The 13,517-nt window shown below is 70.2% G+C and carries 10 protein-coding genes and 3 pseudogenes; 9 read left to right on the forward strand and 4 right to left on the reverse strand.

Annotated elements, in window-relative coordinates:
• Positions 1-221 precede the first annotated feature (221 nt).
• The 3 genes and pseudogenes from FSYMDG_RS09115 to FSYMDG_RS28215 all read right to left on the reverse strand — a co-directional run.
• The gene (locus FSYMDG_RS09115; RefSeq protein ID WP_013873259.1) at positions 222-1,211 is read right to left on the reverse strand and encodes an NUDIX hydrolase; all 990 of its coding nucleotides are present in this window, start codon (positions 1,209-1,211) and stop codon (positions 222-224) included.
• 403 nt (positions 1,212-1,614) lie between these two features.
• Positions 1,615-1,848 (reverse strand): annotated as a pseudogene (locus tag FSYMDG_RS25260) (IS66 family transposase); the annotation flags it as partial.
• A gap of 39 nt (positions 1,849-1,887) precedes the next feature.
• Positions 1,888-2,160: pseudogene (locus FSYMDG_RS28215) on the reverse strand (DUF6444 domain-containing protein); the annotation flags it as partial.
• A 401-nt stretch (positions 2,161-2,561) separates the two neighbouring features.
• Between FSYMDG_RS28215 and FSYMDG_RS09125 the strand changes: the two are divergent.
• The 9 genes and pseudogenes from FSYMDG_RS09125 (at position 2,562) to FSYMDG_RS09160 (ending at position 12,765) form a co-directional block, all read left to right on the forward strand.
• A pseudogene (locus tag FSYMDG_RS09125) lies at positions 2,562-3,760 on the forward strand (FecCD family ABC transporter permease).
• Complete coding sequence (locus FSYMDG_RS09130; RefSeq protein ID WP_013873261.1) at positions 3,757-4,584, forward strand: ABC transporter ATP-binding protein; 828 nt, start codon at positions 3,757-3,759, stop codon at positions 4,582-4,584. Before FSYMDG_RS09125 ends, FSYMDG_RS09130 begins: the two are co-directional and overlap by 4 nt.
• On the forward strand, positions 4,581-5,594 hold the full coding sequence (locus FSYMDG_RS09135) for an ABC transporter substrate-binding protein (RefSeq protein WP_013873262.1): 1,014 nt from the start codon (positions 4,581-4,583) through the stop codon (positions 5,592-5,594). Before FSYMDG_RS09130 ends, FSYMDG_RS09135 begins: the two co-directional genes overlap by 4 nt.
• Before the next feature lie 130 nt (positions 5,595-5,724).
• Positions 5,725-7,107 (forward strand): MFS transporter, encoded by a 1,383-nt coding sequence (locus tag FSYMDG_RS09140; protein ID WP_237703053.1) that lies wholly within the window; start codon positions 5,725-5,727, stop codon positions 7,105-7,107.
• A gap of 89 nt (positions 7,108-7,196) precedes the next feature.
• A complete protein-coding gene (locus FSYMDG_RS29170; RefSeq protein WP_013873264.1) occupies positions 7,197-7,310 on the forward strand; it encodes a streptamidine-related RiPP repeat protein in 114 nt (37 codons plus the stop codon).
• Positions 7,311-7,481: 171 nt separating this feature from the next.
• A complete protein-coding gene (locus tag FSYMDG_RS09145; RefSeq protein WP_237703054.1) occupies positions 7,482-8,285 on the forward strand; it encodes a hypothetical protein in 804 nt (267 codons plus the stop codon).
• Between the two features lie 2 nt (positions 8,286-8,287).
• A complete protein-coding gene (locus tag FSYMDG_RS09150) occupies positions 8,288-9,931 on the forward strand; it encodes a CocE/NonD family hydrolase (protein WP_237703055.1) in 1,644 nt (547 codons plus the stop codon).
• On the forward strand, positions 9,928-11,418 hold the full coding sequence (locus tag FSYMDG_RS09155; protein WP_013873267.1) for a YcaO-like family protein: 1,491 nt from the start codon (positions 9,928-9,930) through the stop codon (positions 11,416-11,418). The genes FSYMDG_RS09150 and FSYMDG_RS09155 overlap by 4 nt, the downstream gene beginning before the upstream one ends.
• Before the next feature lie 9 nt (positions 11,419-11,427).
• The gene (locus FSYMDG_RS09160; protein ID WP_013873268.1) at positions 11,428-12,765 is read left to right on the forward strand and encodes a YcaO-like family protein; all 1,338 of its coding nucleotides are present in this window, start codon (positions 11,428-11,430) and stop codon (positions 12,763-12,765) included.
• Between the two features lie 33 nt (positions 12,766-12,798).
• Here FSYMDG_RS09160 and FSYMDG_RS09165 read toward each other — a convergent pair whose 3' ends face one another.
• Entirely contained in the window at positions 12,799-13,461 is a 663-nt protein-coding gene (locus FSYMDG_RS09165) for an LLM class flavin-dependent oxidoreductase (protein ID WP_083828212.1), read from the reverse strand.
• Positions 13,462-13,517 lie beyond the last annotated feature (56 nt).

Below are 13,517 nucleotides of genomic sequence, written 5' to 3' on the forward strand. Positions count from 1 at the left end.
TTGTCGTCACCAAAGGAGTTGTTGTCGTCACCGACGGATCCGCTGCCGAACGGCTCCCCGTCCACCACCGTCCGCGTCGTCACCACGCGACGGCGCGGGTCTCCGGTCGCGCCGCACGAGAACCCCGCTGTCCTCCGCCCTGCGGGAGACAGCCTGGGTCACCGCCCGCATCGGCCAACATCTGCCAGACACGCCCAGCGGCCAACACCGGCGAGGGCGTCCTACCTCTCCGGGGCCGAGGCCGGGGGAGTGGGCGCGTGGTCGTAGCCGTCGTCGTGGGGGAGGAGCAGGTGGGCCTCCCCGTCCCGGACGAGGATCTTCGGGCGCACCGGGCTGAGGTCCCGGATGCGCGCCGCCGCCAGGACGGACGCGACGGATGCGTGCTCGGCCAGCTCCCGCAGCGTGTGCACGGTGGGTGGCAGCATCGCCAGCCGTCCCGCCAGATGCTCGGCGAGAGCCGTGACCGGCGACAGCCACAGCAGCCGGTCGGACTCGCCGGGTATCGGGCGGGTTCGCTGCTCGACCGGCATGGCGGCGATGAAGAAACGGGTGTCGTACCGACGGGGCTCCACCTCGGGGGTCACCCAGCGTGCCCACGGGCGCAGCAGGTCGACGCGCAGGCCCAGACCCCGGCGGGCCAGCAGAGTGGCCATGCTGAGCTGCCGCTTCTCCAACGCGAGACGGTCGGCCTCCCAGCTGGGGTCGGTGACGTCGGCGACGCTGTCCGCGTCGGGGCCGGCGAGCAGCACGCCGCTCTCCTCGAACGTCTCCCGTACGGCGGCGCTCACCAGGGCGCGGGCCAGCGCTGGCTCGGCGTCGAGGGCCGTGACGATGTCCGTTTCGACGTCCGTCTCAACGTCCACTTCAACGTCCGTTTCAACATCCGTTTCGACGTCCGTCTCGACGTTCGTTTCGGAGGTACCGAACCACCGCGGCTGGGCGGTGACGTCGGCCGGGTCCACCGTCCCGCCAGGGAAGACGTGCATGCCGGCGGCGAAGGCCATCGTCGACACCCGGCGCAGCAGGCAGACCTGGATGCCCGTCCCGTTCTCGGCGTCCCGGAGCAGCGCGACGGTGGCGGCGTCGCGGGTCGCGACCGGCTGGCTGTGGCCCGCCTGGAAGGCGGCCGCCCGCCGGGCGAGATCCGGCGGCACCGGCTGTCGAAGCGCGCTCAGCGGATCCCGGTGCGCCCCACCCGTAAGATCAGCCATTCGACACATGTTAGGCCGCGCCCGCGCGAGCGGCATCCGTCCACAGCCGGACCGGGTCGGCGTGGCACCGGCCCCCGCGCTTGTTGCCGAGGGTGACGGCGAGGGTGGCGAGTCGGGCGTGTTTCGTCGCATGTCCCGGCGTGTCTCTTCGGACGTGACGACGATCACAGGATCGTTTGCCGGGGTGGCCGGCCGACATCCGACGGACGGAACCGGAGCGGATGCGTCTGTGGCTGCTGCGTTGCCGAGCCGCTCCGCCCGGAGCCCGTCCGGGCCCGGACGGCACTGTGGAAGTTCTACTACGAACAAGTGGTAGCTCAACTGCGTTGATCTGTGTCCGCGTCTCTCGCACGCTGTTTCCGGGTAACTGTTCAGCTGGGATGGCTGGTTGCTGAGCGTGGTGTCAGGAGGGTCGGGCCGTGGGTGGGAGCCAGGCGCCGGTGGTGAACAACTGGGTGAGCACGTCGAGGGTGTCCAGACCCCATTTGGTGGCGGTGGACAGATAGGATTGCACGACGGCAAAGTCGACCAGGCCTTGCAGGGTGCGCCAGCAGCCGCCGGAGGTTCGTTGCTGGACCTTGGCGGGTCGGACATCGCGTTCCGCGACATTGTTCGTGAACGGGACCGTGAGATCGATCGCGACCGGGCCGTCGACCATCCGCAGGGTGTTCCCAGGATCGCCGTGCTGCTTGCCCGGTGCCCGGCCGGACTTCCCTCGTGAGGATCGTTTCGGTGCGGGCTTCGTGTAGGGGCTGTCCGACGACGGGGGCTGCGACGAGTTCGCACTGTCCTTACCCAGCTGCCGTTCCAGTTCGGCGACCCGTCCGGCCAGCGTCTCGATGAATCCGGCCTGCCGGGCGAGTAGCTCAGCTTGCCGGGCGATCGTGGTGTCCCGTTCGGCGAGTAGACGCAGCAGCTCTTCATACGTCAGCGTCCCGTCGGGCTCCATACGCTGAACCCAGCGATCCCAACGCACCGCAGCGCAACCGCGGTAGCGATCGGCGCACACGGGACAGCGAACGCCCGCTCACCCGAGCTGAACAGCTACACCAGGACAGCTACACCAGGCGGACAACGCCAGGCGTGGATTGACGCCGAGTATCGATTTCGATCATGGTGACGGTACTCGGCCGGCGACGAAGTCGATCATCGGTCCCGCTGTCCGTGAGCGCCTTATCTGCCCCCAGATGCCCTGGTCGCTTGCGTCGAGGTCGTGTTTGACGGGGTAGGGCGCGCCTGCTACGGTGATCCACAAATAACGATAATCGTTTCAGTTTTCATTACGCATTGTCTACCGGCCGGCGTAGCGGTGGGGAGGACGGGGGTGCTCTGTTGTCCGTCAGCCGGCCCATGCGGCTGAACGACGTGTCCGGATCGCCGGGGAGGGTCGCTGTGCCACCGCCACGGGCGGGCACTGCCGCTACACTCGGCCCGGCGCGTGGCACCCCGTCCGCCGTCGCCGTGGCGCCGTGGGCGGCCCGCGGTCCACGGAACACATTTCTGCTCACTGTTGTCGTCCTGCTGGTGGCGACCCCGGTCGTGCTGGTCGCCGCTGTCAGCATCGGGGCGGTGGCGATCTCGCCCGCCGACGTGTGGTCGAGCATCCTCAGCCACCTCGTCGGCGGCGGCGGTCACACCCCGCCGATCGACGACCAGATCATCTGGCAGGTCAGGACACCACGGGTGCTGCTGGCGTTCGTGGTGGGCGCGGGCCTGGCCGTGACAGGCGCCGTCCTGCAGGCGGTGGTGGGCAATCCGCTGGCCGACCCGTACGTGTGGGGGTCTCCTCGGGGGCGTCGATCGCGGCGGTCGCCGTGCTCACCCTGGGCGGGGTCGCGACGACGGGGCTGCTGCCGACGATCGGGGTCTCCGGCGCCGCCTTCGCCGGAGCGGTCGCCACGCTCGTCCTGGTCATCGCGCTGGGGCGCCGGCAGGGCCGGCTGGATCCGCACCGCCTGCTGCTCGCGGGGGTGGCGATCGGCTACCTCCTACAGGCGGGGACGAGCTTCCTGCAGCTGCGGGTCGGGTCGAACCAGCTGGCTGCAGTGCTGTTCTGGCTGCTCGGAACGGTCTCCGGGGCGGACTGGCAGAAACTGCGGCTACCCACGGTCATCGTCCTGGCCGCCACCATCTGGCTGCTCGCGCAGGCCAGGCAGCTCAACGCCCTGGTACTCGGGGACGAGGCCGCCGCCTCGCTGGGGATCTCCGTCAGCCGACTGCGCGCCCAGCTGCTGGCGGTCTGCGCCGCGCTCACCGCCGCGGTCATCTCCGTCGCGGGCGGTGTCACCTTCGTCGGGCTGGTGGCACCGCACTGCGTGCGACTGCTCATCGGCTCCGACCACCGGCGGCTGCTGCCGGTGGCGGCGCTGCTGGGCGGGGTGTTCCTCGTCCTCGCCGATCTGGCGGGTCGGGTCGTGGCCCGGCCGATGGAGGTGCCGCTGAGCATCGTCACCGCTGTCGCGGGCGTGCCCTTCTTCCTGCTGCTGCTGCGCCGTTCGGGCCGGGCCGGCCGGCTGTCCGCCGGGGCCGGGGGCGGGGGCGGCGCGTGACACGACTGCGTCTGGACGGCGTGGGCGTGCGGATCGACCAGGCGCTGATCGTCCACGACGTCACCGTCGACTGCGCGCCCGGCGCCTTCGTCGGCCTGGTCGGCCCGAACGGCAGCGGGAAGTCCACCGTGCTGAAGACCGTCTACCGGGCGGTTGCGCCGACATCCGGGGCTGTTCTTCTCGACGAGCGGAACATGCTGCGGGAGCTCACGTCGCGGCAGTCCGCGCGGCAGGTGGCGGCGCTGGCCCAGGAGCACTCCCAGAATTTCGACTTCACCGTCGCCGAGATCGTCGCGGCCGGGCGGACGCCGCACAAGAACCGGTGGGAGTTCACGTCCGCGGCCGACCGTCGCATCGTCGCCGACGCGCTCGACACGGTCGGTATGCCCGCGTATGCCGACCGGGCGTTCACCTCCCTGTCCGGCGGGGAGAAGCAGCGGGTGCTGCTCGCCCGGGCGCTGGTGCAGGAGCCGTCGGTGCTCGTCCTGGACGAGCCGACCAACCATCTCGACATCGCCACCCAGCTCAGCCTGCTCGCGCTGGTGCGTTCGCTGGGGATCACCGTGTTGGCCGCGCTGCACGACCTCAACCTCGCGGCGGCGTTCTGCGACCGGCTCTACGTGCTGCGCGACGGTGTCGTCGTCCGCACGGGGGATCCCTGGGAGGTGCTGACCCCGGATCTCGTCGCCGAGGTTTTCGGGGTGCGGGCCCATCGCAGTGTCCATCCGGTGACCGGACGCCTCCATCTTGCTTTTTCCGAGATCCTCGACAGGGACGAGAAGGCGCCGCAGGAACGCGAACTCGCCACGGAAGGAAACATATGAGAATCACCGCCGCGCGAAAATGCGCGCTCGTCGCGCTGGTGGCGTCCGCCGTCGGCCTCACGGCCTGCGGATCCGACTCCACCACCGAGGGGAACGGCACGGTGGGAGCCGTTTCGGCGCGGGCGACGGCCGGCGCCGGCTACCCGGTCGACATCCAGAACTGTGGCCGCACCCTGCACTTCGACAGGCCCCCGACGCGCATCGTCTCGGGCTGGACCACCAGCACCGAGCTGCTGATCGCCCTCGGCGCGGCAGAGAAGATCGTCGGCCAGTACAACACCAGCAGCGGCACCCCGTTGCCGCAGTACGCCGAGGTGGAGAAGAAAATACCGACGCTGAGCGCGTCCGCCCCGACCCGGGAGGCGCTGCTGGCGGCGCGCCCCGACCTCATCTGGGCGGACGGTTCCTATCTTTTCGACGGCCAGCAGCTGCCGACCATCGACGATCTGAAGGCCCAGGGCATCCAGGTGCTGATCCTCAGCGGTTTCTGCACCGACGACGCCAGTAAGGCCAGGGTGCGTGACGTCGACGCGGACCTGACCGCGCTGGGCAGGATTCTCGGGGTCACCGCAAAGGCCGACGAGCTGAAAGCCGACATCGACAACCGCCTGCGGCAGGTCGCCGCCCAGATCGCAGGCAGAGCACCCGTCCCGGTGGCGCTGATCAGTTCTTTTAACGGCACGATCTACACCTACGAAGGGGTGTACAGCGACATCGCGCGGCTCGCCGGGGCGACGAACATCTACGCCGGTATCCTGCCCGCCGGCAAGTACTATGGCCAGCTCTCCGTCGAGGACATCACCAAGAAGGATCCCGCCACCCTCGTCTACCTGCTCAGCGGCAGCGAGTCCGAGGAGAGCGCCCGTAAGTACCTGACGACGACCTTCCCGACCCTGGACGCGGTGAAGAACAACAAACTGGTCTTCCTGCCGCAGTCGTACTCGACCAACCTCAGCGGTGTCGACGGGGTCGTCCGGCTGGCCGCGGCCCTGCACTCCGGGCCGTCCTGACCGGTGATGACGGTATTCCTGATGGCAGTTCTGACAGCAGTTCCGACAGTATTTCTGATGGTTTTCAAACCTGTGTTTCCGGTGAGGTTCCCGAGTTCCCGGCGAAGTTTCCGACGATGACGGTGTCGCGATGAACACGGCATCGATGTTCCGGCTGTTCCTGGTCAGCCGGGCCGTTTCGTGGGTCGGGAGCGCAATGTCGCTGGTGGCGTTCCCGGTGCTGCTCTACCAGCGCACCGGGAGCGCGGCCGCCGCGGGTGTGCTGGCCGGCCTGGAAGCGGTGCCCTATCTCGTCCTCGGGCTGCCGGCGGGCGCGCTGGTGGACCGCTGGGACCGGCGCCGCACGCTGGTGCTCACCAGCGTCGCCAGCGGCCTGGTGATGGCGAGCGTTCCCGTCGCGTCCTGGGCCGGGGCGCTGACGACAGCGCACCTGTTCGTGGCCGCGGTCGGTGTGTCGTCCCTGTTCGTGTTCTTCGACGCCGCCGGTTTCGGTGTCCTGCCGGCCATCGTCGGACGCGACGGGGTGCCCGCGGCGACCGCGGCGATGGTGTCGGTGAGCACCGTGGTGAACCTGACCGGCCCGGCTGTCGGCGGTGTCGCCGCGACCACCCTGGGCGCGCCGGCCGTCCTCGCGCTGGACGCCCTCAGTTACGTCGTCGCCGCGCTCCTGCTGACCCGGGTGCGCTGGGACGCGCAACCCGGCAGCGCCGATATCGGCAGCGTCGGTACTGGCAGCGTCGCCGGTGGTGGCACCGGCGACCGCGGCATCGCCGGCGGCCCGGGCGGCGGGCGGCGGTGGGTCGCCAGAACCCGCCGCGACATCGCCGAAGGGCTCCGCTACATCTGGGATCACCGTGTCATCCGGACACTGACCCTGCTCGGGACCGGAGCCAGCGTCTCCGGGGGCGCGGTCAGCGGCCTGCTGGTCGTCGTCGCGGTCGAGCAGTTCGGTCTTGCCGACGACGACGTGCGGATCGGGCTGCTCTACGCCGCCACGGCCGCCGGCACGCTGATCACCAGTACCTTCCTCAGCCGTATCCACCGGCGGGTGCCCATCGGGATGATCACGCTGTGCGCGCTTGGGGGCAGCTGGCTCGCGCTGCTGTGCTGGTCGCGGAACACGATGTGGCTGCTGGGGCTGGGGATTCTCGTGCTGTGGCAGGCCGCCAACTCCCTGGTCATCCTCAACGGCATCGTCGTCCGGCAGGCTGTCACACCGGACCGGCTGCAGAGCCGGGTCAACACCACGGCACGGATGATCGCCTGGGGTGGGACGCCGCTCGGCGCCATGCTCGCCGGCGCGCTGGCCGACGTCTGGGGCACCCGCGGCGCCCTGCTCGTCACCTCCTCGGGTGTCGGTGTGGCGCTGCTGATCGGTATTGGGACGAGCCTGCGCCGTACCGGCACGCTCGCGGACCTCGTCGCGGCCCGGGACACACCGGAGGCAGCGGCGCCCAGCGAGCGTCATGACCGAACGCATGCAAATGCTCACACCGCGGTGGCACCGGAATAACGCGCCCCGCACCACTTTCGCGTCGCACCGGAGCATGCTAACGTTCTATACGTAATGAAAACCATTTCTATTATTGGAGGGAGGTAGTCATGGAGGAGATCTCTTTCGAGGTGCTGAACGAGGAGCCGGTTCTCGCCGCCCCGCAGGACCCGACCACCCACGCACTGGTCCAGAACCCGTTCGCGTGGGACGAGGAGAAGTAGTTCGCTGACCGAAGGCGGTGAGCTGCTTCCGGCCGTGGTCGTCGGAGAACGTCCGCGCCTCCCCGCGCCGCCCCGATGACCACGGTTCCCGGCCACCGTCCCTTCCCCCACGGCATCCGGGTCCACGTTTCGTGGCAGAGTTCCACGGCATTTCACGGCAGAAAGAAAGGCATGCGTGTGCTCGCGCCCGGCCATCACCTGTACCGGACTGCCGACGGCAGCTGGCGCTACAGCGCCCCGGGAGACGTCTTCGTCCGCGTCGGCGGTGACGACCGGCTGCTCACGCTGGTCCAGCGGCTCGAAACCGGTGACACGGACGTGCGCGTTCCCGTCGCCGACCAGGCCGGCGTCGAACGGATCACTGCCGCGTTGGCCGGCCGTGGCGTGCTGACGAGCGCGGAGCAGGACGCGCCCGTCCCGTCCGGCTGGAAGGTGCACGTGGACGGCGACGGTCCGCTCGTCGACAAACTCCTCGAGCTTCTCGGCGAGGCCAGGTGCGGCGTGGGCCCGGTGGACGAGGCCGCGGTGGCGGACTCGGACGTCGTCGTCAGTTGCGCGCGGTGGCTGCCGGACGCCCGATGGCGCCAGCTGGACGCCTGGTGCGCGCGGCACCGCACGCCGTGGCACGGCTGCTGTGCCGAGGGCGGCACGTTCGTCCTCGGGCCGCTGTCGATCCCCGGCCGTACCGCCTCCTACCAGGACACCCGTGGACGCCGGCTCGCCGCGGCCGCCCTGCCCGACGAGCTGATCGCCCACTGGGCCTACCTGGACTCCGACGCGCCCAGGCCGGCCGCGCGGTTCACGCCCGCGGCCGTGTCGATGCTGGCCGGCCTGCTCGCCGCGGACCTGCTGGCCCTGGCGTCGGGCGGCGACATCCCCAGCGAGGGCCATCAACTCGTCGTCGACGCCACCACATTCGCGATCAGCCGCCACCGGGTGCTTCCCCTGCCCGTCCTCGCGGTCAACCCGGCGTAGCCGTGGGCAGCGGCGACACCGACACCCACGCGAGGACGGGTGGGGCTGGCGGCGGAATGGGCGGGGCCGGCACCAGGACGGGTGGGGCCGACACCAACCAGTTCGTACCCGCGGCGGACGGGGTCGCGCTGGCCACCGACGTGTACTTCCACGACCGGCTGCCCGCCCCCGTGGTCGTCACCCGTACCCCCTACGGCCGATCGGCGCTGCTGGCGAACGGCCTCGGATGGGCCCGCAACGGCTTCGTCCACGTCGTCCAGGACGTGCGGGGTCGCTACGGCTCGGAGGGAAGCTGGACTCCCTACCATCACGAGCGCGCGGACGGCCGGGCGCTCGTCGAATGGGTGCGCGCGCAGCCGTGGTGCGACGGGAACGTGATCCTCGCGGGCGCCTCCTACGGGTCGTTCACGGCGTGGTCCGCCGCGCTCGCCGCGCCCGGCCTCGTCCGCGCGGTGATCAGCGAGGTGCCGGCCGCCGTGCTGCGCCCGGCCAACGTCGAGCCCTCGGGCATCCTGCGGCTGGCCGAGTACGTCGGCTGGTGGACCGAGCACGCGGACGGCCGGACCAGCCGCGACGGGCTGTCCGCTCAGATGCTGCGAGCCCGCCCGCAGCTGCTGCACCATCTTCCGGTCGCCGGGATCGGCGGGTGTCTGTGGGCGCGGCTACCGCACTGGTGGAGCACGATCGACCCCGACGGCCCCGGCCGCGGGCAAACACCGGCCCACGCGGAAGCGCTGGACGATCAGGAGCTCGCCGCCTGCGCGTTACCGTCCCTGCACATCGGCGGATGGTACGACCTGTTCCTGCCGCAGACCCTCCACCAGTGGACGGTTGCCGGCAGCGGCCACGACCCGCGGCCGGCACGTGGCCTGGTGGTCGGGCCGTGGCAACACGAGCTGTCCACCCCGCACTCCCACTCCGCCGGTGGCCGCGACCACGGCCGCGAGTCCCAGCTACCGTTGGGCGCCCTTCAGGTCGACTGGATTTCGCGGGTGCTGGCCGGCGAGGACGCGTCGATCACGAAGATCTTCCTGATGGAGGACGGCCGGTGGCTGGATCACTGGCCGGCGTCGACCGGTGTGCTGCGGCTGCACGCCACCGCGGACGGCGCGCTGTCATCATCGCTTCCGGAGCGGGCCGCCGAGCATCGTTTCACCTACGACCCGCTTGACCCTTTTCCCAGCCTCTTTCCCAGCCTCCCGGTTCATCACGACCGGGGCTCCCTCGACGTCCGCCGCGACAGCGTGACCTTTCGAGGTCTCCCGTTGACGAATCCTCTCGCCGTCGCCGGGTCGCCCACGGTTCGGCTGGCCGTGGGCACCACCGCGCCGAGCGCCGACTGGATCGTCCGCCTGGTGCAGCGTTTCGACGACGGCCGGGCCTTTGAGATCACCTCCGGTTCCGCCGTAGCCGAGCGCGGTGTGCGCACCCTCGACGTCGTCCTCGGCGCCACCGCCCTGGTGCTGCGGCCCGGCAGCCGACTCGAGCTGCACATCACCGGCAGCGACTTCCCGCGGCTGGCACGAAACCTCAACACCGGTTCCGATCGGTACACCTCGAGCGTCACCAGAACAGCCACCCAGACGGTGCGCAGCGGGCCGGCCCACGGCTGTTTCGTCGACCTACCGGTGATGGAGCGGCAATGACTCTCACGGAGATTCTCACGGGTGTATCGCCGGCCGAGCGCCGGTTGGTCGACGCCCGGCTCGGCGTCATCACGCAGGTCGTTCCGTACGAACCGAGCGCCCGGATGCCGAGTTCCTGGGTCGGGTGGAGCGCGCGGGGCGGCGACAGCCGGGCGTTCGCCGCCTGGACGGGCGAACGGTACGGTTTCGGCGCCTCCCTGGGAGATCACGACCGGGCGCGCCGAGCCGCCGTCGGCGAGGTCGTCGAACGCTACTGCGGCAACGCGGTGCCCGAGAAACTGGAGATCGCCAGCTACGCCGCCCTGGCCGCGGCGGGACGCGACGCGCTGGACCCGGCATCCTTCGCGCTCTACTCCGACCGTCAGTACGAAGCCCGTGGCTTCCCCTTCCAGCGTTTCACCCGCGACCTGCCGGTGGCCTGGGTGCCCGGCCGCGACCTGCACACCGGGCGGCCGGTGCTCGTGCCCGCGTCGATGGCCTACCTGAACTACTTCCGCGGCGGGCACGCGGGGGAGCCCGTCACCCACGCGATGCTGTACGCGGGAATAGCCACCGGGGAGAACCGCGAACACGCCGAGCGGTTTGCCCTGGAAGAGCTCTTCGAACGCGACGCGAACACGATCTGGTGGGCCAGCGGGACGAGCCCGCACACCGTCGCCGACGCCGCCGACCTGCTGGCACAGTACAACATCCCATTTTGTCCGGAGGTCGGCGGCGGACACGGTGACAAGCATGCCAGTGTTTATGAAGATCTTCATGAAAATGTTCATAAAAATGGGCGTGGCAACCGGCGTGAAAACGAATACGTCATTCGTCTGTTCCGTATACCGGGGCAGTTCGACGTCCCGGTTCTCGCCGCGTTCCTCACCGACCCGGGGGAGGGCCTCGTCTCCTATGGTACGGCCTGCCGGGCCAGCCCGTGGGAGGCTGCGAAGAAGGCACTCGTCGAAGCCTTCGCGATGCTGGAACTGACCGCCGAACTGGCCGATCCCGACAGTGCGCACTGGCGGGCCATCGCCCGTGGCGAAATACCCGCGCACGCCTACCGGCCCTACCGTGCCGATCGGCGTTACGCCGAGGACTTCCGGCCGGACTTCCACGACCTCATCGACCTGCCCGCCGTGGCGCAGCTCTACCTGGACCCGCGTATGCAGGGCAAACCGCTCGACCGGCTGAGGGAGCAGGCCCGACCCGTCCGGCTCACCGACATACCCGCCGTCGAGGAGGCCCGGGCCCGCCAGCACTACCTGGACATCCTGGCCGAGCGGAACCTGCGGGCCGTCTCGGTGGACGTGACCACCTCCGACGTCTGCGCCGCCGGCCTGACGGTGGTACGCGTGGTCGTGCCGGGGCTGTACTGCAATCCGCCGGCGGCCTTCCCGTATCTCGGTGGCAGCCGGCTCTACACCGTGCCCACCGAACTGGGCTGGGTCAGCGAGCAACTGACCGAGGAAACAGTTTACCCGTATCCGATTCCCCACGTGTAGGGCGGGCAGATGGACATCTCCACGATTCTCGACCCACGTACGGGCATCATTCGCCGACTCGAAAAGAATACCGTCGCGCCCGCCCTGCCAGCGGAATTCTTCATGGTCACCGCGGTGCTTTCCGACACCACGAGGTTCTCCCCCTGGGCCAGCGACTTCGCCGGGGCCGGATACGCCCTGCTGGACGAGGCCGCCGCGATCGGGCCGGCCGTCGGGGAGGCCGTCGAGCGCTACTGCGGCAACCTGGTGCCGGCCGGGCTGCACCGGGCCACCTTCGCCGAGCTCACCGCGTCCGGCCACCAGGTTCTCGACCCGCGTTCGGTCGTGCTGTTCGCCCCTGAACAATACCGTTCGCCGCGTTTCCCGTTCGTCGAGTTCAGCGAGAACCACAAGCTGGAATGGGCGCTCGGCGCCCGGCTGCCGGACGGGGCCGCCGTCTGGGTGCCGGCGAACCTCGTCTGGGTGTCGTACGCGCATCAGGCGCCCGCCCGCGGCGTGCCGTTTCTCAATCCGGTTCTCAGCTCCGGGCTGGCCGCCGGTGTCGGCGAGGCCGGCGCCCAGTGGTCGGCGCTGTGCCAGATGCTCGAACGCGACGCGGTGACCATGGCCTGGCATGGCCGCCGGCCGCTGCGGGAGGTGATCCCCCCACCCTGGCTGGCGAAGCTGGGAACCGGGGCGCGGGGGAGCCTGACGACCCGTTTCCTGGAGTTCCCGAACGAGTTCGGAATGGTCGTGATCGGCGCGCTGGTGTTCGACGAGGCCAGCGGCTACCTCAGCATGGGCGCGGCCTGCCGGGCCACCGCGGAGCCGGCGATGCGCAAGGCGCTGGCCGAGGCCTTCCAGCTACAGATGTTCGTCGGCGACCTCGACGACCCGGACGGCCCGTACATGCGTGCCGCCAACCGCCCGGACAGCCCGCTCAAGCGCTGGCGGGCCGACCGGCGCTACCTCGACGACTGCCGGGACGACCTCGCCGATATCGTCGAATACTGCACCCACCTCCAGCTCTTCCTCGACCCGCGGATGCGCGACCGCCTGGCGGCCGAACTCGCCGACGCCGTCACCGGGACGGTCACCTGGGAGGCCCTCGACGCCGACGCCCCCTTCGCCGCTACGACCGATCCCGCCCCGCTCGCGACGGCGCTGGCGCGGGCCGGCCATCCGGTGGTGTCGGTCGACGTCACCACCGACGACGTCCGCCCGACCGGCATGCGCGTCGTCCACACGCTGGCGCCGGGCCTGTACTCGAACTCCTCGGTCGGCCTCCCGTTCCGCGGCGGCACCCGCCTGCCCGACCAGCTCGCGACGGTGGGCAAACCCCGCCGAGATTTCCCCCTGCCGCATTAGCCGGCCTCGGGTTGCCGACGACGACAGTGGTGGTCATACGCCGACCGCGGCCCGGTCCGGGATCGGCAGGCCGAGGTGGCCGCGCAGCGTGGTCGCCTCGTACTCGCGGCGGAACAGCCCACGCCGCTGCAACTCCGGCACGAGGTGGTCGACGATGAGATCCAGGCCATCGGGGTAGAAGTCGTGATTCAGGTTGAACCCGTCCGCGGCACCGTGTGTGAAGAACGCCTCGATTTCGTCGGCCACCTGCTCCGGCGTCCCGACCACCATGCGGTGCCCGCCGCCGGCGATCGTCTGGTCAAGAAGATCGCGTACGGTGAGGTTTTCGTTGCGTGCCGTCGCCAGCACGGAGCGGGCGAAACCGTAACTGCTCGGCTTCCAGCCTGGGGCGTCGAACAGTTCCCACGGCGGCGCCTTGTCCAGCTTCAGGCTCTCGACCGGGACGCCGAGCTGCCAGGCCAGCGCGGCGAAGTTGTCCTCGTTGTCGGTGTTGAGGCTCGCGAGCAGGTCGTGCCGCTCGCGGGCCTCGGCCTCGGTGCTGCCCAGCACCGGCCAGAGCCCGGGGAGGATGAACACCTCGTCGGGGTTGCGGCCGTAGACCTCGCGGGCCCGCGTCCTGACCTTGCGGGCGAACTCGATGCCCTGCCGCAGACTGTGCTCGGCGCAGAAGACGGCGTCGGCGTGCCTGGCCGCCAGCTGTTCGGCGGCTTGGCGATCCCGTTGCCGTTGACGTTCAGGTGCAGGGTACGGTG

The sequence above is a fragment of the Candidatus Protofrankia datiscae genome, from assembly GCF_000177615.2.
Classification (GTDB): Bacteria; Actinomycetota; Actinomycetes; order Frankiales; family Frankiaceae; genus Protofrankia; species Protofrankia coriariae.

Excerpts from the sequence above, each read along its gene's own strand:
- FSYMDG_RS09115 (WP_013873259.1), bottom strand. The coding sequence starts at position 1,211 with ATGGCTGATCTTACGGGTGGGGCGCACCGGGATCCGCTGAGCGCGCTT.
- FSYMDG_RS09135 (WP_013873262.1), top strand. The coding sequence starts at position 4,581 with ATGAGAATCACCGCCGCGCGAAAATGCGCGCTCGTCGCGCTGGTGGCG.
- FSYMDG_RS09140 (WP_237703053.1), top strand. The coding sequence starts at position 5,725 with ATGAACACGGCATCGATGTTCCGGCTGTTCCTGGTCAGCCGGGCCGTT.
- FSYMDG_RS29170 (WP_013873264.1), top strand. The coding sequence starts at position 7,197 with ATGGAGGAGATCTCTTTCGAGGTGCTGAACGAGGAGCCGGTTCTCGCC.
- FSYMDG_RS09145 (WP_237703054.1), top strand. The coding sequence starts at position 7,482 with ATGCGTGTGCTCGCGCCCGGCCATCACCTGTACCGGACTGCCGACGGC.
- FSYMDG_RS09155 (WP_013873267.1), top strand. The coding sequence starts at position 9,928 with ATGACTCTCACGGAGATTCTCACGGGTGTATCGCCGGCCGAGCGCCGG.
- FSYMDG_RS09160 (WP_013873268.1), top strand. The coding sequence starts at position 11,428 with ATGGACATCTCCACGATTCTCGACCCACGTACGGGCATCATTCGCCGA.